The 21,455-nt window shown below is 71.7% G+C and carries 15 protein-coding genes; 9 read left to right on the forward strand and 6 right to left on the reverse strand.

Annotation, left to right across the window (positions count from 1 at the left end):
• Positions 1–150 precede the first annotated feature (150 nt).
• From NQU55_RS16150 to NQU55_RS16175, 6 genes are all read left to right on the forward strand, one after another.
• Positions 151–822 carry a phage tail protein gene (locus NQU55_RS16150; protein ID WP_168093357.1) on the forward strand — a complete coding sequence of 224 codons (672 nt, stop codon included), beginning with the start codon at positions 151–153 and terminating at the stop codon, positions 820–822.
• Complete coding sequence (locus NQU55_RS16155) at positions 819–4,229, forward strand: baseplate J/gp47 family protein (protein ID WP_168093358.1); 3,411 nt, start codon at positions 819–821, stop codon at positions 4,227–4,229. Before NQU55_RS16150 ends, NQU55_RS16155 begins: the two co-directional genes overlap by 4 nt.
• Positions 4,226–8,116 (forward strand): beta-propeller fold lactonase family protein, encoded by a 3,891-nt coding sequence (locus tag NQU55_RS16160; RefSeq protein ID WP_168093359.1) that lies wholly within the window; start codon positions 4,226–4,228, stop codon positions 8,114–8,116. Before NQU55_RS16155 ends, NQU55_RS16160 begins: the two co-directional genes overlap by 4 nt.
• Positions 8,117–8,244: 128 nt before the next feature.
• A complete protein-coding gene (locus tag NQU55_RS16165) occupies positions 8,245–8,871 on the forward strand; it encodes a Pvc16 family protein (RefSeq protein ID WP_168093360.1) in 627 nt (208 codons plus the stop codon).
• Positions 8,868–11,237 (forward strand): ATP-binding protein, encoded by a 2,370-nt coding sequence (locus tag NQU55_RS16170; protein WP_168093361.1) that lies wholly within the window; start codon positions 8,868–8,870, stop codon positions 11,235–11,237. The genes NQU55_RS16165 and NQU55_RS16170 overlap by 4 nt, the downstream gene beginning before the upstream one ends.
• Positions 11,234–13,579: an ADP-ribosyltransferase gene (locus tag NQU55_RS16175; RefSeq protein WP_256790763.1), complete on the forward strand. Its 2,346-nt coding sequence runs from the start codon at positions 11,234–11,236 to the stop codon at positions 13,577–13,579. Before NQU55_RS16170 ends, NQU55_RS16175 begins: the two co-directional genes overlap by 4 nt.
• A gap of 76 nt (positions 13,580–13,655) precedes the next feature.
• Here NQU55_RS16175 and NQU55_RS16180 read toward each other — a convergent pair whose 3' ends face one another.
• The 4 genes from NQU55_RS16180 to NQU55_RS16195 all read right to left on the reverse strand — a co-directional run bounded on the left by NQU55_RS16180 (position 13,656) and on the right by NQU55_RS16195 (position 17,607).
• The gene (locus tag NQU55_RS16180; protein WP_256790783.1) at positions 13,656–14,072 is read right to left on the reverse strand and encodes a contractile injection system spike tip protein; all 417 of its coding nucleotides are present in this window, start codon (positions 14,070–14,072) and stop codon (positions 13,656–13,658) included.
• A 66-nt stretch (positions 14,073–14,138) separates the two neighbouring features.
• Positions 14,139–15,467: a phage tail sheath family protein gene (locus NQU55_RS16185; protein ID WP_256790764.1), complete on the reverse strand. Its 1,329-nt coding sequence runs from the start codon at positions 15,465–15,467 to the stop codon at positions 14,139–14,141.
• Between the two features lie 90 nt (positions 15,468–15,557).
• Positions 15,558–15,998, reverse strand: a complete 441-nt coding sequence (locus NQU55_RS16190; RefSeq protein WP_256790765.1) for a phage tail protein — start codon at positions 15,996–15,998, stop codon at positions 15,558–15,560.
• 73 nt (positions 15,999–16,071) lie between these two features.
• The gene (locus NQU55_RS16195) at positions 16,072–17,607 is read right to left on the reverse strand and encodes a phage tail sheath family protein (protein WP_256790766.1); all 1,536 of its coding nucleotides are present in this window, start codon (positions 17,605–17,607) and stop codon (positions 16,072–16,074) included.
• A 218-nt stretch (positions 17,608–17,825) separates the two neighbouring features.
• Here NQU55_RS16195 and NQU55_RS16200 point away from each other — a divergent pair, with 218 nt between their 5' ends.
• From NQU55_RS16200 to NQU55_RS16210, 3 genes are all read left to right on the forward strand, one after another.
• On the forward strand, positions 17,826–18,326 hold the full coding sequence (locus tag NQU55_RS16200; RefSeq protein WP_168094338.1) for a VOC family protein: 501 nt from the start codon (positions 17,826–17,828) through the stop codon (positions 18,324–18,326).
• Positions 18,327–18,405: 79 nt separating this feature from the next.
• Positions 18,406–18,579 carry a hydrophobic protein gene (locus NQU55_RS16205; RefSeq protein WP_168094339.1) on the forward strand — a complete coding sequence of 58 codons (174 nt, stop codon included), beginning with the start codon at positions 18,406–18,408 and terminating at the stop codon, positions 18,577–18,579.
• A 221-nt stretch (positions 18,580–18,800) separates the two neighbouring features.
• Positions 18,801–19,154: a hypothetical protein gene (locus tag NQU55_RS16210; RefSeq protein ID WP_168094340.1), complete on the forward strand. Its 354-nt coding sequence runs from the start codon at positions 18,801–18,803 to the stop codon at positions 19,152–19,154.
• 56 nt (positions 19,155–19,210) lie between these two features.
• On the opposite strand, the gene NQU55_RS16215 is transcribed toward NQU55_RS16210, so the two are convergent.
• Together NQU55_RS16215 and NQU55_RS16220 are read right to left on the reverse strand one after the other, a co-directional pair.
• On the reverse strand, positions 19,211–19,909 hold the full coding sequence (locus NQU55_RS16215) for a response regulator (RefSeq protein ID WP_206329659.1): 699 nt from the start codon (positions 19,907–19,909) through the stop codon (positions 19,211–19,213).
• Between the two features lie 80 nt (positions 19,910–19,989).
• Positions 19,990–21,156 carry a sensor histidine kinase gene (locus NQU55_RS16220; RefSeq protein WP_256790767.1) on the reverse strand — a complete coding sequence of 389 codons (1,167 nt, stop codon included), beginning with the start codon at positions 21,154–21,156 and terminating at the stop codon, positions 19,990–19,992.
• Positions 21,157–21,455 lie beyond the last annotated feature (299 nt).

Genomic DNA, 21,455 nt, shown 5'->3' on the forward strand with positions numbered 1-21,455 from the left:
AGAACCGGCCACCCGAGAACCGATCCCCCAAGGACTGATCACCCGAGACGGATCACCCGAGACGGATCACCCGAGACGGATCACCCCGAGACTGACCGCCCGCAGGACCCGGTGCCGTTCGCCGGGATCCCGGAGAGGACCCCACCGCAAATGGATCCGCATCCCGCAGACCGCGCCGCACGCCACCTCGCCCTGCCGTCCGTCTACTCCGGCGACATGGTGGCGGAGGCGTTCGCCGCCGCGATCGGCGAGGCCCTGGCCCCGACGGAGGAGCGGATCGAGACCCTCGACGCCGTCCTCGACCCTTGGCGCGCGCCTCCCGCCTTCCTGGACTGGCTGATCCGCATCACCGGCGCCCGGGTCGAGCCCGGGTGGACCGAGACCCAGCGGCGCAAGGCCGTCGACCTGGCGCCCCGGCTGACGGCATACCGCGGCACCCCGTACGGGCTGCGGCTGGAAGCGAAAGAGCTCCACGGCTGGGACCGCCTCGTCATCGACGACCCCGGCGGCATCTTCGCCGACGGGTCCGGCCGGGCGGGCCGCATGCTCACCGTCACCCTGACCGCAGGCCGCGACGAGGACCGCCAGGCCCTCGAACACCGGCTCACCCGCCTGGTGCGCGCGCACTGCCCCGCGCACCTGCCGTTCAAGGTCGTGGTCATCAGTGACCAAGCGGATCGCAGTGACCGAGCGGGTCGCAGTGACCGAGCGGGTCGCAGCGGCCAGGGCGACCTCGTGGAGGCGCAGCACACCGAGGGCGCCGGGACTTCCGGGCAGGCCCCCGCCCCCGCCGGCCCTGACGAGAGGTCACAGCAGGGATGAGTCTGCCGACACCCGAGTACGACGGGCGCACCCGCGACCAGGTCGTGGCCGCCGCCGTAGCCGCCGTACACCGACAAGTCGGGGTATGGAGCGGGCAGGACCGCACCGACCCCGGCCGGGGCCTGATCGAGACGTGCACCGACATGGTCGTGGCGCTGCGCGACCGGATCAACCTGGCCCCCGACCAGCGCCGGCTGAAGGCGCTGAGCCTGCTGGGCGTCCGGCCGTACCAGCCGTCGCCCGCGCAGACCGAGGTCGTCTTCCGGCTCGCGGCACCGCCGCCCGAACCGGTCGTCGTCCCCGCCGGGCTGGAAGTGGCCACACGCCCGGTGGGGGACGAGGAACCAGTCGTCTTCAGCACCCTGACCGAGGCCGTGCTCAACCCGTGCGTCCTCGTCGCCGCCGGCAGCTTCCAGGAGCGGCGCACCGGCAGCGGGGCGCTGGAGGGCACACTGACCGGGCTGGGCGCCGACGCGGGCAAGCCCGTCGAGCTCTCCGCCCCCGCGTACGCAGGGCCGCCGCTCCACCTCAACCTCCCTTATCTGGAGGACTTCCCGGCTCCCGGGGACGCCACGGACGGCCCAGGACTCGGCCCAGGACTCGGACCGGGTCTCGGACGCGGCTCCGGCTTCGGCCTTGCGCCTGCTGGCCCGCCCGCCGCGACCGCCCCCTACGCCCTGCTGATCCTGTCCGTGCCCGTCCCCAACACCCGGGTGACGCTCGACGTCCGGCTCGGTGAGGCCCCCGTCACCAGGGCCGGAGCCGGCGGCCGTTTGGCCCGGGGCCGGTGGGAAGCCTGGCAGGGAACGCACTGGACCCCCTGCCGCGTCGTGACGGACGACGTGACCGCTCCCGGCCTGCCGGGACAGGTCACCCTCGACCTCCCGTCCGCCCACGCGCCGGCCCAGCTTCTCCTCCACCGGCGGACGGACCCGGGCCGGGACCCCGGCGGGGACCCGGGTGCCCCGGACCCGGACGTTCCGGACCCAGGTGAGGAGCAGGACGCGCCGCGCCGACTGCGCGATGTGGGCCTGATCCGCTACCGCACGGATGCGGGACAAGCCCCCCTGACCGAAGTCGCGCTCAACCCCGTGCTGAGCGTGCCCGTCCCGGTCGTCCAGGCCCGGCTCATCCAGGACGAGACGCTGGGCACGGCCTCCGGCATCCCCGGCGAGCGGTTGCGCTTCGCCCACCCGCCGATGTCCCGGTCCACCGACCCCCTCGTCGTCGAAGCCACCCTCGGCGGGCGCACCGAACGGTGGACGCACGTCGCCTCGCTCGCCGGATCGGGGCCGGACGACCGGCACTTCACCCTGGACCCGCGCACCGGCGAAGCCGTGTTCGCACCGGTGGTGGCCGGGGCCCGCGGTCCGCGGCAGCACGGGGCGGCGCTGCCGGCGGGCGCGGTTGTCCAGGCGCGGCGCTACCTGTCCGGCGGCGGCGCCCGGGGCAACGTCCCCGCCCGGACGATCACGGTGTTGCGGACGCCGCTGCCGTACATCTCCTCCGTGACGAACCCCGCGCCCGCAGTCGGCGGCACCGAGCGCGAGAGCGCCGCCGCCTGCGCGACCCGCCTGCCGCTCGGCTCGCCCGTGCCCGAACGGGCCGTCGTCCCGCGCGACTACGAGCAGCTGGCCCTCGCCGCCTCCGCGGGCATGGCCCGCATCCACCACATCCGGGACCTGACCGACGACGCGCTCGACCCGGCGCGCAACTACGTCCCCTGGGAGCCCGCCACGACAGAGGTCCGGTTCACCCTTGGGCCCGGCGTACGCGAAGCGCCCGCGGGGACACAGGTGACGACGGAGGACGGGAAGACGGTCTTCACCACCGCCGAGGCGGCCGGCCGCGAACTGCCCGAACCCATGGGCACGGCACCCCTCCGTCTCCGCCCGAACGTCATCGGAGCCGAGGAGATGTTCCTCGCCGGGAGCTACGCGGCGGAGTCCGGCTTCTCCGGACCTTTCAAGGAACACGGCAAGCTGGTCCTGGCCCTGGTGCGCATCGTGAAGTCGCACGACCTGCGCAACCTCACCCTGTGGGTCGCGGCGTCCGGGAACGGCGGGCGGCAGTCGAGCGACCGTATCGCTGTGTCCGTGTTCGCCCCCCGGAAGGGAAAGCCCTGGTGGGACACGGCCTTCCCGTGCGCGTATGCCGCCTCACCCGCCGAGGAGATCACGGTTGCCGGAGGGGAAGGGGGCACAAAAGACGGGCAGGGGAGGAACCTCGCCGCTCACCCCGTCCCCCTGGCCGCCTCCGCGCGGTGGCTGGCAGCTGTTGACCGGGGAGCGCTCGCCACGACACCGCAGGAGGCCGTCGAAGCTCCGGGACCGGACCTTCCGGTGGCCGGAGCCGCCTGCTGGCTGGCCGTCCAGATCCTCGACCCCAAGGGCACGGACGACACCACGTACACCGTCCACGCCGACTCCGGCACCACGAAGGGGGTCTCCGCGGTGCAGTACGCGGTGCAGCCCGCGGGCCACAAGGAGGCCGTGTCGACCGGCGCGCCCGGGCAGGTCCTCCCGGTGCTCGAAGCGCCGGTGTACGGCGACCTGCCGACGATCCGGGTCGGCACGGGCGACTGGACGACCGTCGTCTCCTTCACCGACTCGCAGCCCGACGACGAGCACGTCGTGGTCAACGCCAGCACGGGACAAGTCCACTTCGGCCCCTGGATCGGCAACCGTCAGTACGGAAAGGTCCCCCCGAAAGACACGCGCATCACGACGGGCGGCCCGTACAAGGTCACTCTCGGCGCCGCCGCCAATGGCATCCCTCCAGGCGACGTCAACCGTGTGAAGGATCCCGCGGGCGGCGTCCTGGGCGTGGTGAACACCACCTCCACGGGCGGGGGGAAGAACGGCTACACGGACACCAGCGGCGGGAACACCCAGGCCGGCGTACGGCTCATGGTCATCCCCTTCGTCACCGCCGACGAACGCGGCTGGTTCCCGTTCCACATGCTCACTCCCGGTCGCGACGCCTGCGACACCTTGCGGCGCTCCCTGCGGGCCCGCCAGCCGGAAGGGGTGCCCGTGTGGCTGGAACAGCCCGGCTACCGGGGCATCCGCATCGAAGCCCGCATCGTGCCCGCCGACTACCGGACCGCCTCCGAGCGCGCCGCCCTCGGAGTAGCCGCCGAACGCGCCCTGTACCGGTACTTCAGCCCGGTCGGCGGCGGCCCGGACGGCACCGGCTGGCCGCTGGGCCGCCCGGTGTACGTAGGGGAGGCCTTCCGGATCCTGGAGCAGGTGCCCGGCGTCGCCCGCGTGGCCACCGCGACCCTGACGCCGGTCGATCCGCGCAGCGGTGCGGCCGAGCCTCCCGTGGACCTGGTCGCCTGCGGGCCGGTCGAGACCGTGTACTCCGTCGAACACCGGATCACCGTTGCGGAGGTGCCGTCATGAGCGGGACGGATCAAGGGGGCGCCGGCGGGGGAGCCGCTGTCACCGCCGCGGAGCCCCGGCTGCTGGCCGTGGACTGGGCGGCGGACCAGCTGGCCGTCGTCGGCCTCGGCACACCCGGGAGCCCGGGGCCGCTGCGCACCTTCGCGGTCGGGAGCAACCCCCGTGCGGTGGCCGCCGGGACGGACGGCACCCGGGCCTACGTCGCCGACCACGGCTCGGGGACGCTGTCGGTGGTGGACCTGACCGGAGCCGAGCCCGTGGTGCTGCGGAGCGTCTCCACCGGTCCGGGCCCGGTCTCCGTGGTCGCCGGGCTCGCCCGCGACCGCGTCTGCGTGGCGGACGACTCCGGTGGGGTCGTGGTGTTCGAGGCGAACGGCGACCGCGTGGCCGAACTCGCGTTGGGCAAGGGACCGTGCATCCTGGCCGCGGCTCCCTCGGGGGAGCGGGTCTGCGTCGTCGACGTGACGGGCGGTACGGCTTCGGTCATCGGCGTGGCCGGGCCGGCCGCACCGTCCGTGACCGGCTCCGTGGTGGTGCAGGGGGCCACCGGGGCGGTCGCGGTGTCCCCGGACGGAGCGTTCGCGTACGTCGCGAGCAGGAAGGACGCCACGACCGGTGCGGTGACGATCGTCGACCTCGTCCAAGGCGCCGAGGTGCCGCAAGGGTCCCCGGTGGCCGTCGGCGCCGAGCCGCGCGAGATCACGGTGAGCCCGGCGGGCGACCGCATCTGCGTGGCCGCCTACGGCGCGGCGTCGGTCGCGATCGCCGAACTCGACCGGCAGAGCGGGCGGATGGGATCCGTCGTAACGGTCGCGACCGGCGCGCACCCGGTCGCCGTGGCCTTCACACCGGACGGCCGTCTGATCCACGCCGTCAGCCAGACCACGGGGAAGGTCACCGCCATCCGTCTGGATGCTGTGGGGCAGGGGCAGGGGCAGGGGGAGGAGCCGGAGACCGCGGAGCTTGAGGTCGCCACCGTGCCTTCGGGCGTGGTGTTCGGGCCCGGCGGCCACTACGCGTACGTCACCGACCAGGCGACGGGCCACCTCGCCACCGTACGCGCGGCCCCGTACAAGGAGGGGGAGATCGGCACGGGGACCGGCTCGAAGCCGGTCGGCGTCGCGGTCTCTCCGGACGGCCGGTGGGCCTATGCGGCCGATACCGCGCCCACGTCCGACAAGCTCGCCGTGCTGGACCTCGAACGCCTTTCGTCCGGCACGCCCGTCGGTCTCGGAACCGGGCACACCCCCTGGGACGCCGCCGTGGCGCCGGACCGGACGTTCGCCTGCGCGACCAGCCCGGACTCGGACCACCTCCTCCTGCTGACACCTGCCTCGGGTGAGACCCTGGACGGAGGAGAAGGCGCCCGGGTGACTCCGGTCGCGCTCGCGCCCGGAGCCCGGCCGCACGGTGTGGCCGTCACTCCGGACAGCCGGTACGCGGTGACCGCCGACCACGGCACGGCGACTGTGTCACTCGTCGACCCGCACGGGGGCACGTACACGATCGGCGCGGACATCGTCCAGTGCCGGCAGCCCGACGGCGTCCTGCTGTCCAAAGACGGCCGGACGATGTACGTCGCGGACTTCGGTGAGACCCAGCCGGGGCAACTCGGCGGCCAGATCGCCGTCCTCACCAAGGACGCGTCGGGCCGGTGGGCGCGCACGGCGGTCATCGACGCACAGGCAAGGAAGCTGTCGGGTCCGCATGAGATGGCCCTGTCGTCGAACGAAGAGTTGCTGTACGTCGCCAACTACCAGAACGGGACCGTGTCGGTCCTGGGGCGTGACGGGGAAGGCCATGCGTGGACCTTCCGCCGGACCATCACCAAGAGCCCCGCCCTACTGCAGCCCTACGGCCTGTCCCTCTCCCCGGACGGAGCCACCCTCTACGTCTCCAACGCCGCCGACAACAGGGGCACCGTCGAGATGTTCAACGTCGCTGACGGCCAAGGGGACAGGCACACGGGGACGATCATCGTCAAGCAGAACCAGGCCAACGTCCACCTCGGGCTCGCCCTCTCCCCGGACGGCCGGTACCTCTACGCGGCCGACGAAGAGCTCAGCGAGGGAGCGCCGACAGCGACCGGCACGGTGTACGGGGTACGCCTGGAAGGGGACATGCAGGCAGTCGTCGTGGCGAACGCCGCGTCCGCCGTCGGCATCGACACACCCAGCGGGCTCGTCTGCCGCGACGACCACACCCTGTGCGTCGTCAACCAGGGTGACAAGACGGTGTCCTCGCGCCCCGCGTGCCTGGCGGTGCTCACGCTGGACGACGAGACCCGGCTAGCCGTACGCGAGAGTAAGACCGTGTCCCTCGACAAGGACGTCCTCCCGTACTCGCCCGCCGTCTCGGACGACGGCACCCTGTGCATCGCCAATTTCGACGGGCCGACGGTCACGGTCTTCGGTTCCATGGTCACGCCCGTCCCGGTCGGGGAGACAGCCGACTCGCAGCCGTGGGACGTGGCCGTCACCGAGGACGGCGTCTACGCGTACGTCACCGACCGCCGCGCCGGGGCCGTACGGTGCGTCCGCCTCGTCGACCACGACGTGAGCACGCTCCCCGTGGGCGAGGATCCCATGGGCGTGGCGAGCGGGCCGGGCGGAGTCCGCGCCTACGTCGCCAACCACGCGGGCAACAGCATCTCCGTCCTCGACAGGACCCCTGAACGGACCGGTACGCCTGCCCTCAAGGCCATGGTCGAGGGCGCCCGGGCCCTGATGCTCGACCGCCGAGCCCCGTACGCCTACGTCGCCCGGGACAACAGCCTCGACGCCGTGGCCCTCGCTACCGGCTCGGCCGATCCTGCCTTGAGCCCGGGCGCCTCCCTGAGCACCGGCGCGTCCCTGTGCGCCGTAGCAATGCATCCTGGCGGAACGTACGCCTACGCGGTGGACGCCTGCGGCCCCGTGCCCGAGGTGCGCGTCGTCGACCTGTCCGAGGCCGGTAGGCCCGTCCGTGCCGAGGCGGAGCCGGTACAGCTCACCGGTGGCGCGCGGCCCACCGGCATCGCCTTCCATCCCTCGCAGCCGTGGGGATACGTCAGCGGAGTGAAGGAGGGCGCTCACGACGGTGCCGCGGGTGGCGTCCTGTGGGTGCTCGACACGTCCCAGCCGGACCGCCCTTCCATGACCGGCATGGTGCAGCAGCCCCTCCCCGCCCCCCTCCCCGCAGTCGAAGGCGTCGCCGTCCACCCGGGTGCCACCGGTCACGCCTACGTGGTGACCCGCTCCAGCGACGAGAGCCGGCTCCGTGTCCTGCATGTCGCCGGTACCCCCGCCGAACCGGTCCTTCTGCCCGGTCCCGGCCTCCTCCTTCCACCCGGAGCCCGGAGCATCACTGTGCACCCGCTAGGCGGCTACGCCTTCGTCGGGGAGGACGGCGGCGGCATCCACGTCCTGGAGCTGGGGGACCCCGCCCGGCCCCGGCTCGTAGGCGGCACCCCCGGCCTGGGGGTTCGCCCGGGCGCCGTCTTCCGTCCGGACGGCAGCGGCGCCCTGTGCCTGACTTCGGACGGGCTCGCCGACGTCACACTCGGCCCGCCCAGGGTCACCGGGACCTGGCAGGGCGCGCACATCGCCGCGCCGCAGTCCGTAGCGGTCTCGGCGGACGGCACGAGGCTCTTCGTGACCTCGGATAACAGCGGAACGCTCACGATCCTCGACACCCGGAACGGGGCACTGCGCTTCACCGTGCCGACCGGTGCCCGGCTCGCCGCCGTCACTGTCGCACCGGATGCGGCGGGCCGCCGCGTGTACGTGGCCGACGAGTCCGGAGCCGCTGTCGCGGTGGTCGACACGACGGACCTGGCTCAGGCAGGCACCACCGCCCTGGGAACCGACCCACGCCAGGCGCTCCTCGGGCCTGGCGGTCCCGCCTGACACCCGCCACCCTTCTCGTACTTCGTACGCCCCATCCATCCGGCGCGGGCAGTGGCGTCGGAGGCAGACAGACGACAGCAGAAGACAGCAGAAGACAGCAGAAGACAGCAGAAGACAGAGGCAGGCAGATGATCGAACTGGTCGACCAGGCACTGGAGGACCGCGTCCGGAAGGATCTGACCTATCTGCCGCCGGAGTTCCCCGTCACCTTCCAGCCTCCCGGCCGCGACGGGGGACACGGTGAGGTCGTCGGCGCGGAGACCGTCGGCATCTACCTGTACGACATTCGTGAGGACTTGGACCGCAAACAGACCGGCACCGTGTACATCTACGGCCCGGCACGGGGCGGCGAACCCGGGCAGCAGAAGAAGCTGGAGCAGCACGACCCGCCCCGGTACGTCCGGCTATCCTATCTCGTCAGCGCCTGGGCCCCGGACGCACTCATCGCCCACCGCATGCTCGGCGAACTCCTCGTCGGCTTCGCCAGGAGCCGTGAGCTCAAGGTGCCGCTCCCGCCGGAGCTGGAGCAGATGCACCTGCAGGCCCTGCTCGACGTCGGCCACCCGCCGGCCGAGGACCGGGCCCTGACCGAGCTGTGGAGCGCGGTGGGCCACACGCTCGTACCCGCCCTGAACGTCACCGTGACCGTGCCCCTGCTGTCGTACCTCCCGGACCGCTACGACCACTGGGTGACCAAGCCTTTGGAGATCGGCGACGAGAACGTGGAGATCACCGGAGGAGGCGGCGACCGATGACCGCACCCTCGCCGACATGTCCCGAAGAAGTCACCGAACCGTCGGCTGAGTTGGCGGCCGAGTCGGCGGCTCCCACCGCCGCCGACTGGCTCCTCGCCCGCCTGGCCCTGATCGAGGTCAGGGTGCGGCGCGCCATTGCCGTCCGTACCGGTGACGAGACGGCGGCCGGGCCGGGCGGGCTTCCGGGGCTCGCCGAAGCCCCCTTCGACCCGTTCCAGGGGCTCTACATCTCCGATGACGCAGCCCCGCACCTCTTGGACGCCCCCACCGGCCCCCTGCCGCCCGACCCCGCCGAGGCCCGCCTCGCCGCCGCCCTCCGCGCACATGAGGAGGCGGCCGCGGACGCCGGTGCCGTACCACCCCTCATGCGCCTCGCCCAGGAGTTCGGGCTGGGGCCGCTGGACGTGGACGTCCTGCTGATCGCGCTCGCCCCGGACACCGACGCACGCTTCGAGCGCTGCTACGGGTACCTCAACGACGACATCACCTGCCGTCACGCCACCACCGGCCTCGCCCTCGCCCTGTGCGGCGTCGCCAGCGCCTCCGCGACCGCTCGGCGCGTCTTCTCGCCCGACGGCCCCTTGCGGGCCGGAGGCCTGCTGGAGGACGGCGGCACCGAACGCCCATTCCTGACCCGTCCGTTGCGCGTCCCGGACCGGGTCACTGCCCACCTGCTGGGTCATGACGCCCTCCCGGCCGCCCTGCGCGCTGCCGTACATCTGGCCCGGCCCGTCCCACCGTTACCGCCGCAGGGTGAGGGCCCGCTCGCCGCCACCGCCCGGCACCTCGCCTCGCTGCTCACCCGCCACCCGTCGGCCCACCTGCGTGACGGGCCCGGCGGCGCGGCCGGCAGCGTCGCCGAGATAGCACTGGCAGCGGTCGGCAGGCCGGCGTTGCGACTCGACCTGGGCGCCCTCTCCGCTCTCGCGGACGAGCCGCATCCGGAGGAGGTGGTCCGCGCCGCCGTCCTCGAAGCGCGGCTGCGGGGCTACGGGCTGCTCGTCGGCCCTGTCGGCTCCGCCGGTTCTCTCGGCGCCGGCGCCGGCGGCGTCGCCGGTTCTTCCGCCGACGTCCGGCGCATGCGCACCCTCCTGGCCCCGCTCATGGACCTGCCCGTCCCGGTCGTGCTCACCGGCCCGGAGCCCTGGGACGCGCACTGGACGCCCACGCCCCCCGTCCTCATTGAATGCCCTCCGTTCACGGAGCCCGAGCGGGCCGCGCTGTGGCGGCAAGAGCTGCGCACGGTTACCGACCGGGCCGACCCGGCCGGGGGGACCGGCGGGGCGACGGCTGCCGGAATCGACGAGGCTGCGGCCGCAGGCGCCCGCTACCGGATCGCCCCACACCGGATCCCCGCCGTGGCCGCGTCGGCCTGCCGCCAGGCCGACGCGGACGGCACACCCGTGGGCCCGGCCGCCGTCCACGCCGCCGCCCGGAGCTGGAACGGCAGCGCCCTCGGCCGCCTCGCCCGGCGCGTGCGGCCCGCCGTCTCCTGGCCGGACCTGGTCCTGCCCGAGCGCCCGTACGAGCAACTGCGCGGCCTCGCCCGCCGCATCCGTCACCGCGACCGTGTCCTCGGCCAGTGGGGGATGCGGCCCGGCGGCGGGCGCGGGCGCGGCGTCACCGCCCTCTTCAGCGGCGCCTCGGGCACGGGGAAGACGTTCGCCGCCGAGGTCGTGGCCGCGGACCTCGGCCTCGACCTGTACGTCGTCGACCTCGCCACGGTCGTCGACAAGTACATCGGCGAGACCGAGAAGAACCTCGAACGCATCTTCACCGAAGCCGACGCCGTCAACGCCGTCCTCCTCTTCGACGAGGCCGACGCCGTCTTCGGCAAGCGCACCGCCACCCAGGACGCCCACGACCGCTACGCCAACACCGGCACCTCCTACCTCCTCCAGCGCCTGGAGTCCTTCGACGGCCTCGCCCTCCTCACCACCAACATGCACGCCAACATCGACGCCGCCTTCCTGCGCCGCCTGGACCTCGTCGTGCACTTCCCCGCCCCCGACGAAGCGCAGCGCCGCGCCCTGTGGGACCGCTGCCTGGGCCCCGGCCTGCCCCGGGCCGCCGACCTCGACGACGCCGCGCTCGATACCCTCGCCGCCGCCTTCGACCTGCCCGGCGGCGCGATCCGCTGCTGTACGGTCACCGCCGCCTACCGCGCCGCCGACGACGACCGTCCCCTGGGCACGGCCGACCTGCTGGCCGCCGTCCGGGAGGAGTACGCCAAGCTCGGGCGGTACGTGGACGAATCCCGCTTCCCCGTAACGGCGCAGGCGGCGGAGGTCGGCCAGGACGGGCAGGCTGGACAGACAGAACAGGCCGGGCAGGCGGTACGGGCGGCTCAGGCGGTGTCGCGGTGAGCCCCGGCCCGCTCCCGGAGCCGGAGCAGAGCCACGAGCCCACCCCCGAAGCCGCGGGACCGGCGGCATCGCCCGCGGCCGCGATAGGTGACGTCCTCGCCGCCCGCCTCAAGGATCTCCAGCAGCAGGCCGGCAACGCGGCGGCGGCCGCTCACGCGCTCGGCACCGGCGGACAGCAGGCCACCGCCGGTGCGCCGTTCGGTCACCGTCGCATCCTCGCCTCGCCCCGCTGGCACCAGGAGGCCGAGCTCTACGAACAGCGGCTCGGCGCGGCACTGGCAACCGCACCCGAGGTCGGCCGCGCCGCGCGTACGGCCGTGCTGCGGCTGAACGAGGTGCTGAGCGCGGAATTCACCGCGGAGCGCGCGGCCGGGGCCTTCCTCAAGGACGACCCGGCCAGCGCCGGCCAGGTCGGTACGGGAGGCCCGGAAACGGGGGGAGCGGGAGGAACTGGGGGAACGGCGGGAGACGCCCGGGAACGGCTCCTGCAGTGGACCGCCCCCGGCTCCTCCGCCACCGTCCGCGAGCTCGTCACCGCCTTCTACAACGCCGCCTACTACAAGTACGGCCCTCAGCCTGGGCTGTCCGGCGACGACCGCGACGTCTCCTTCAAAACCCTCCTGCACCGCATCGTCCTCGACGGCGACCTGTGGCGCGCCCGCGAGCTCGGCCTCGACGTCGAAGCCCTGAGCGCACAGCGGGAGTACCTGACCGGCGGCGCCCGCAGCGTCCTCGGCCGCCTGCCGCAGGACGTCGGGCGGCTGTTCGCGAAGGACATCTTCGCCCTGGGAAACATGACCCTCCAGCACGGTACCGGCACCACCATGTCGATGGGCCGCAGTCAGCAGGGCAGGACTGAGCGGCCCGAGGCACCGGCCGGGACGGGACCGGGCAGGAGCACCCTCCGCAACTACCAGGACATCGGGGTGCCCCTGAGCGAAGCCGAGCGGGCGCACGCGCAGCGCAGCACCACGCCCCTGCGAGTCGAAGGCGTCCGGCTCGACGGGGACCGGATCCTTCCGCAGGAGTACGACGTCAGCCCTGAAGCCATCTGGGCCGCCATGGCTCCCGCCGGGGAGCAGGGGCCCGAGTTCCCCCTGCCCTGGGCCTCGGGGCAGGCGCTCTTCGCCATGGACCCCGCGGCCGCCTGGTACCGCAAGCACCACGAGCGCGGCGCACCCCTCGTCGCGGGCATCTCCGGCACCACCACCCGCATGCTCAGCGCCTTCCGCTGGCTGAAGGCCGTGCCGGGAGGACTGGGAGGGACGGGCGGCGGGCAGGAACGCTCCGAGCGGGAGTTCTTCCTCGCCGTCGCCTCCTGGATGCTGACGGGCCGGGACCACTCGCTGTACGAGATCCTGCGCGGCGCGAAAGCGGCCGGGCTCCCGAGCCTGTCCGGCCTCACGGCGTCCTCCAAGGACGTGGCCGCGATGTACCGGGACTTCGACGTGTTCGTACGGACCACGCTGCCCGGGGCGAAGCTGCCCGAGCTGCCGTACGCCGCTCTCTACGAGCAGGCGGCGCAGGCCGACCGGGAGGAGGGCGGGATGCTCACCGTGCACGACGACACGGTGCGCACGGCGCGCCGTAAACAGCGGCGCCTGCAGAAGCCTGTGGGTGGTGCAGACGGACCCGGCAAGGACCTCGGCTTCGCGCACTTCCTGGCGCTGACGCAGTACACCGGTGACAACCACCAGCTCATCAACCGCGTTCTCACCACCCCTGGCGGATTCACGTCGGTCGGCGTCGGCCGGCTGATGGACGAGATGATCTCCCGGGTCGCCGACGACGTGCCTACGGAGGTGCCCTTCACCAGGTGGCGCGACGACGAGCTCCAAGGGCTGATCAGCCAGTACACGGCGCCAGGTCTCGACGATCAGGAGCGGAAGGCCCGGCTGGAGCCCGTGAGGAAGAGGCTGCGCGCCCTCGCCGGGACGCTGCGCGCCGAAGCCAAGACCCACGCCGACATGCTCGCCGACTCCCTGCACCGGCTGCCTCCGGTGAGGGGGTCGGTGTACCGCGCGGGGTGGGAGATGTGGCCCCGGAAGCGACTGACCTTCGACGGCTTCACCAGCACCAGCGAGAAGCGGAAGAAGGCCGAGGAGTTCCTGCCGCTCCAGTACCCGACCGCCGGCGGGCGCAGGGTCCTCTACCAGCTCGAACTGGCCGGGCGCAGCGGGCGGGACATCTCCGCCTTCTCCCAGAAGCCGGAGGAGAAGGAAGTGCTCCTCCTGCCGGGGGCGGCGTTCACCGTGCAACTGCGCAACCGCGACGAATCCGTGCGGGTCAACGGGCAGGAGATCCGTTACGACTTCGTCTGGGCCACGGAAACGACGGGCTGACGGCGCTTCTTGTCGTGATGTGCTTGTGCCCTGGACACCGGACCGGTGTCCAGGGCACAAGCATGAAAGGAGCCCGTCAGGCGGCCGGACCGGCGGTGACGGGCCGTGCGCGGACGCAGGTGAGGGTGGCCGTGCCTTCGTATTTCTTCACCGTGTCCTCGGCGGGCGGGTTGGCAATGCTCGCAGCCTTCGTCGGGGTGAAGACCAGATCGAGCGGGCCGCCGTCGACGACGACCTCCTTGCCCTGCGCGGTCCTGGCGTACCGGGCGCGGTTCTGCCGGGGCACCTTGAACTCGACCGTGCCGGCCCCCGCGACGGGAAACGCCGGTGTCACGTAGGGGACTGCTTCGATCCGCAAGGATTCGATGTCACCCGGGACACAGGCGACGTGCCCCTCCACCCGGAAGCCCGCCGAGCCCTGTAGAGGGAAGGGGGGCGGGGGCGTGAGCACGGCGCCTACCGGCGGCACGGTCAAGGTCACCTGGATCGTCACCAGATCACCCTCCCGCACCACGATCTTCTGCATGGCGGACACCCCTCCTGACGTCGTGGGCGGCGGCTAGCTGCTCTGTCCCGGCTGGCCGGCGATCTGGGTGATGGTGAAGTGGACGAATTCGGCGGGGCGGACGGGTGCGATGCCGATGTCGCAGTGGACTTCGCCGTTGTCGATGGTGGTGGGGGTGTTGTTGGTGGTGTCGCAGATGACGTAGAAGGCTTCGTCGGGTGTGCGGCCTTGGAGGGCGCCTTGGCGCCATTGGTCGGTGAGGAAGCTGGTGATGGAGTGGCGGAGGGTGGCCCAGAGGCGTTCGTCGTTGGGTTCGAAGACGGCCCAGGTGGTGGACTGCCGGATGGAGTCGGAGAGGAAGGAGACGAGGCGGCGGACGTTGAGGTACTTCCAGTCGCGGCTGCTGGACCTCGTACGCGCTCCCCACACCAGGAGCCCGCGGTCGGGGAAGACCCGCAGGCAGTTCACGCCCTTGGTGTTGAGTTCCCCCTGCATGTCGTCGGTGAGCAGGACCGGGATGTCGAGTACGCCGCGGAGGTTCTGGTTGGCGGGGGCTTTGAAGACGCCGCGTTCGGCGTCGGTGCGGGCCCAGACGCCGGCGATGTGGCCGCAGGGCGGGACGGTGCGCGGGCTGCCGTCGACGCCGGGCACGTTCAGCCAGGGGTAGTAGAGCGTGGTGAACTCCGCGTCGGGTGTGTCCTGGGACGGGAGCGCGTCGGCGAAGGCCTTGACCAGATCGGCGGTCTGGTCCGGAGGGGCGTCGAGCACCGCCAGCCGGTTGTTCAGAGCCTTGCAGTGGCCGACGACGGCGCTCATCAGCTCCCGCCCCGTGGCCTGGTCCGGCGCGGGGGGCGTGGCGGCGTCGGAGACCGCGGCGGTCATGTCCCACAGGTTCGGCACGGCGACCATGGTCACCTCGGGGACGGTCTCCAGCCCGCCCAGACCCGTCCGCTGCTCGGCGTCGCCCTGCAGTGCCGTGCTCGCGACGGCCGCCGACGGGTCGGTGAAGCCCACGACGTAACAGGAGGTTCCCCCGTTGGCGAAGAACCCGTAGACGGACTCGGCGAGGACGAGGCACCGCTGTAGTGCGCGGACCTTCTTGAGTTCGGTTCCCTCTTTGCTGTTCTTCTTGCGGAGCTCGGCGAGCTCCGCGCTCAGCTCCTGGATGCTGTAGCGGGCGGCGAACTCCTGCCAGCCGCGGATCCGCTGGGGATGCGTGCGCTCCTCGGCGGTGAACGGGGGAGTGGCCGCCCCTTCGGCCTTCGCGTCGGGGACCTTGGTGTACCCCAGGAACGCAGGAGTGGAGGTGCCCACCCCGACGATCATGCGGACTCCGCTGGACTTCTCCGTGACGTAGACACCCGGGGGCTTCGGTGTGGTCATCGCTGCTGCTCCCTCTCCTTCATCATCTGCTGTTGTCCTTGCGGTGCGACGCATTGCGACACATTGCGACGAGTTGTGACGGGGGGAGAGCTATTCGACGGTGATGTCCTCGTAGGTGATCGTCACCTGTTCCGTGGCGACGCCGGAGTTCGTCGCCCCGAGCTGGGGGCCTTCCCAGCGGGAGGCCCAGGCGTTGCTCAGGTGGATGCGCCGGACGGTCTGCTTCTTGGCGTCCTTGAGGGCGATGGTGATGTTCTGCCGGGCGCTGTCGAGGTCGGCGTTGACCAGCGTGGCCTTGATCCAGTCGGTGAACGCGGTGCTCTTGTCCATGCCGCGGGTGATGGTGATCTCGCCGGTGCGGCGGGCGCCCGGCTGTTTGCGCACGATCAGTTCCCCCGTGGAGGAGACCTGGCGGGTCTCGACCACGTCCTGCTCCAGGGTCAGTCCCGAGACGTCCTGGACGGTCTCGACCTGGAACTTGCCCAGTTCGATGGCGAAGGTGCTGCTGCTGAAAGTGTCACCGGTCAACACGTGCGTGGCCTCCTGGGCTCATCGTGTCCTCATGGTGTGCCGGGCTGGGCCGCACCGGGCCGGGCCGGGCGGATCAGCCGGACTGCGCGGGACCGTCGGCGATCTGGGTGATGGTGAAGTGGACGAATTCGGCGGGGCGGACGGGTGCGATGCCGATGTCGCAGTGGACTTCGCCGTTGTCGATGGCGGTGGGGGTGTTGTTGGTGGTGTCGCAGATGACGTAGAAGGCTTCGTCGGGTGTGCGGCCTTGGAGGGCGCCTTGGCGCCATTGGTCGGTGAGGAAGGTGCTGATGGAGTGGCGGAGGGTGGCCCAGAGGCGGTCGTCGTTGGGTTCGAAGACGGCCCAGGTGGTGGATTGGCGGATGGAGTCCGAGAGGAAGCTGACCAGGCGGCGGACGTTGAGGTACTTCCAGTCACGACTGCTGGACCTCGTCCGCGCTCCCCACACCAGTAGCCCGCGGTCGGGGAAGACCCGCAGGCAGTTCACACCCTTGTCGTTGAGCTCACCGTGGCGGGCCTCGGTCAGCAGCGTGGGCAGCGTCAGCACGCCGCGGAGGTTCTGGTTGGCGGGGGCTTTGAAGACGCCGCGTTCGGCGTCGGTGCGGGCCCAGACGCCGGCGATGTGACCGCAGGGCGGGACGGTGCGCGGGCTGCCGTCGACCCCGGGAACGTTCACCCACGGGTAGTAGAGCGTGGTGAACTCCGCGTCGGACGTGTCCGGCGACGCCAGATGAGTGAGGAAGCCTGGCACGTCGCCGGGCTGTGTGCCGGGCTGCGGTTCCAGCAGGGCGAGCCGGTTGCGCATGGTCGTGCAATGGCTGGCGACCTTACTGATGACGGCCGCGCCCGTGGCGGCATCGGCGCCCTTGGACCAGAGGTCCGGAACGGCGACCATGGTCACTTCCGGGACGGACTTCAGGCCCGCGAGCCCGGTGCGTTTGACCGGGTCACCGTCGTATTGCGCGGCGAGCGCCTCGGCGGGATCGAGCCGTAGGACGTAGCAGGACGTCCCGCCGTTGGCGAAGAATCCGTAGACGGCTTCGGCGAGTTGATAGGTCTTCGCCTCGTCGAAGCGTTCCTTGAGGGCGGTCAGCTCCGCCTGGCGCTGGTGGAGCGGCAGCAGCCGGGCCCCGGTCGAGTTCCATTGCGCGTACTCGGTGGGGTGGGCTCCGGAGACGGTCGTCGCGGTGGCTTCGGCCGCCTGTTCGTCCGTCGGCTCGACCGGCTGCCCCTGCCACTGGGCCGTACGGACGGCGACGAGCTTGTCGAACTCCTCAAGGGGGACGGTCGGGGCCGGATCCTTGGTTGCTGCCTCCCGGAGACTGTTCTCCAGCGGTTCGAGGAGCTCCGTGACCTCCTCGACGGCCTTGCCCAGCCTCCTGAGCTCCTCCTCAACGGCTTCCGCCGGCAGCCGTGAGCGAAAGTGGAAGAGGTCGACGAACTCGGGCCAGCTCCTGACGCGGGTCGGCGGGGAAGCCACCTGGTCACCGGGACCCCGGACGGCGTACCCGAGGAAGGCAGGGGTGGACGTCCCCGCGCCGGTGATCGCCCTGACTCCGCTGGGCTGTTCCTTGACGAACACTCCGGGCGCTAATGGGCCTGTAGACATGCGCTGTTTGCCCCTCTCATCGGGAAATGCGCGCCCTCAGCGAATCATCGCGCGCGCGTGCGCGCACGCGAACGAGTGAAGCTCAGCCGGATGACGTACGGAGGCCCCTCACCCACTTGGTGATTCCGACTACGCCGCTCCGGATGTGCGGTTGCACACTGGGTAACCGGGCGTCCGGCGTCGTGCCGGAGACGCCGGCGTTCTTGAGGAGACTCACCATGAACACCACGAACACCACGAACACGAACACCACGAACACGGACACCACGAGCAAGGGCACCAACCCCCGGAACTGGACACTCGAAGTCGTCCCGGTCCCCGTCGCCGACATGGACCGGGCCAAGGAGTTCTACGTCGGCAAGGCCGGTTTCAAGCTCGACCTCGACGACGAGGTGGCCCCCGGCATGCGCATCATCCAGATGACCCCGCCCGGTTCGCGGTGTTCGATCGCGATGCTGCATGGGATGCCGGCGGCACCGGGTGCGAAGACGATGGCCCCGGGCACGCTGCAGGGCCTCCAGCTGTGCGTCACCGACATCGAGGCGGCCCGCGAGGAACTGGTGGGACGGGGCGTGGACGTCTCCCCGGTCCGCCACGTCGGTGCGACGGGCTGGGAGGAGGGCAAGGGCGGCACCTGGAACTCGTTCATGACGTTCGAGGACCCGGACGGCAACGGCTGGGTGGTCCAGGAGGCACCCTCGGAGCTCTCGGAGCGCTGAGCCGCGGGCGGTTCGGGAATGCGGCGGAGCGTGTGTGAGCGGGAATCCGGGGAACACGTCCTTTCGGAGGTTGATAACGATGGTTCCTCTTCTCCTTGTTCTGCTCCTCGCGCTGATCCTTTTCGGCGCCGGGTTCGCGGTAAAGGTGCTCTGGTGGGTCGCCGTAGTGGTTCTGGTGCTCTGGCTCCTCGGCTTCGTCATGCGTTCCCCGGGCCCCGGGGGCGGTAGCCGGGGTCGCTGGTACCGCTGGTGACCTGACACCGCCCGCACGTCGGACCGTGAGCGCTCCGCTCACGGTCCTTCGGACGATACGGCCGCCGCACAGAATCGGGTGGTGGCCGGGCTGGCGAGGCAGGTACCGTCTGGTCTCCCGACCAGCTGTATCGGCAGGTCCCCGAAGCCGGTCCCAGGCCGAGATCCGGAAGGGGATCCAGGTCCGGGGCCAGATCCATTCAGATCCAGAGAGTGATTCACATGCCCAGCCGACCAGCGACGACGACCCTGTGGCGCCCCACCGGCCCCAAGGAGCTGGACCTGGTCCGGGATTCGGGCTGGCGCGCCTGGCCGCCCCGTCTTCCCGAGCAGCCGATCTTCTACCCAGTCCTCAACGAGGACTACGCGATCGCCATCGCCCGGGACTGGAACGTGAAACACGACGGTGCCGGTTTCGTCACCCGATTCGAGGTCGGGACCGAATTCCTGAGCCGTTATCCGGTCCAGCAGGCCGGCGGGCGGACCATTCTCGAACTGTGGGTTCCGGCCGAGGAGCTCGAGGAATTCAACACCCATATCGTCGGTGAGATCCAGGTGGTTCACGAGTTTTGCTGAGGGGCGGGCGTGCAGGCTTGCCGAGGCACGGAGTTCCGCCGAGGCGTGGAGGCCTGCTAGGGCGCCGAGTTCCGCCCGCCGCCCACTTCGACCAGTCCCGTCTCGTACGCGGCGATCACCGCCTGAGCGCGGTCACGGACGCCGAGCTTCCCGAAGACGTTGGTGATGTGGTTCTTCACGGTGGACAGGCTGATGTCCATCGCGCCCGCGATCCCGGTGTTGTCGAGCCCCGTGGCCATCAGCCGCCACACCTCCAGCTCGCGCGGTGTGAGCTCGCCCGTGTGCGTGACGGGCGGCTCCGGGCGGTGCGGGGTCCTGACGTAGGTGGAGATGAGCCTGGTCAGCAGCCGGGGTGCGACCGCGGCCTCTCCCGTGTGCACCACCCGGACCGCCGCGACCAGCTCCTCCGGCGAGATGTCCTTGGGCAGGAAGCCGTAGGCACCGGCCCGCAGGGCGGCCACCACGTACTCGTCCATGTCGAAGGTGCTGAGTGCCAGAACCCGGCAACCGGGCAGTTCCCGTGCGAGCTGTCCGGTCGCGGCGACCCCGTCCAGTACCGGCATCCGGATGTCCATCACGACGACGTCGGGCCGCAGCCGGTGCGCGAGGTCCACCGCCTGCGCGCCGTCCCCGGCCTCGCCCACCACCTCGAAGGCCGGGTCGGGCGTGAGGATCAGTGCCAGCCCGCGCCGTACCAGCGGCTGGTCGTCCACGATCAGCACTTTGATCGTCCGACGCTCCGCTGCGTCACCCATCACGTCCGCACCCGCACCCGCACCCACGCTCACACCCACGTCCACGCCCGAATTCGCCTTCGCATCGTTCGTCACCGCGCTCATCGCAGCACCCCCTCGCCGCCCGCCGACAGCAGCTGTTCGTCGGTTTTCAATGGCAACCGGGCCGAAACCCGGAACCCGCCTTCGTCCAGCGGGCCGGCCTCCAGCGTCCCGCCGTGCAGGACGACCCGCTCCCGCATCCCGACCAGTCCGTAACCGGAGCGCGTACCGGCCCCGATGCCACCCCCGATGCCGCCCCCGACTCCGGCCCCGCCCCCGGGCCCCCACCCGAAGCCCGCGTCCGTGCCGGCTCCCCCGCCGTCGTCCGTCACCTCCACCGTCACGCCGCCGCCCGGCTCGTAGGTCAGTCGTACGGACGCCTGCGCCCTGCCCGCGTGCTTGCGGGCGTTCGTCAGCGCCTCCTGCACGATCCGGAACACGGTCAGGCCCACGCTCGGCGGCAGCGGGCGCTCCTCGCCCCGCACGTCGAGTGCGGTGGGCAACCCGGCCCGGCAGGACTCGGAGACGACGCGCTCCAGGTCCCCGATCCCGGGCTGCGGGGCTGTCGGCGCCTCCTCCGGTTCCTCCCCGGCGCGCAGGACGTCCAGCAGTTGGCGCATCTCGCGCAGCGCGATCCGTCCGGAGGCCTCCAGGTCGACCAGTGCCCCCTTGGCCGCCTCCGGGTCGTGGGTGAGGTTGGCCCGGGCGCCTCCGGCCATCAGCTGCATGGTGGTGATGTGGTGCGCCACGATGTCGTGCAGTTCGCGTGCGATGCGTCGTCGTTCGTCGGCGACGGCCCGGTCGGCGAGGAGCCGGCGGTTGGCCTCGATGGCCCGCTGCCAGCGGGTCATCACGAGCGCGGCGATGACGACGATCACCCCGGTGGCCAGGCTGCCCACCACCTCGACGAGCCTCGGCCGCGGCCAGGACGCCAGTCCCACCAGCGGTATCGTCACGGCCGCGAGCGTCGCCGGCGCGGCCACGGCCGGGTGCCGGTTTCGTACGACCGTGTAGAGCGCGACCACAGCCGCGGCGGTGAAGTGCTGTGACACCGTCACGGTCAGGTTCAGCACCAGGCCGGACAGCAGGACGGCCGCGAGCGTCAGCACCGGGGCCCGGCGCCGGGCCAGGAGCGGCAGCGCGGACACCACCATGAGGACGCAGCCGGTCGGCGGGACATACCCGAGGTCGACCTGGCTGGCGAGGGTGAAGCCGATCAGGTCCACGGCCGCGGCCCCGACGGCGACGAGCGCGTCGTTGCGTGTCCACGGCAGCGCGTCGCCGCCCGGCGCTGCAGCCCGGAACCCTCCAGTGGATCCAGTGGATCCACTGGATCCGGTGGGGCCGGTGGGGCCGGTGGTGGATCCGGTAGGTCCGGCGGATCCGGCCGATCCGGTGGATTCTCTTGCACCAGGGCGCGTCGTCGACATCACGGTTCTTCCCCTCAACCCCCTCAGCCGCCTTCGCCCCCGCCTCCGACCACTTACGGTGCGGCGCAGCTGTCATCTGATGATCCATTCTGGCA

It is taken from the genome of Streptomyces telluris (assembly GCF_024519335.1).
Classification (GTDB): domain Bacteria; phylum Actinomycetota; class Actinomycetes; order Streptomycetales; family Streptomycetaceae; genus Streptomyces; species Streptomyces telluris.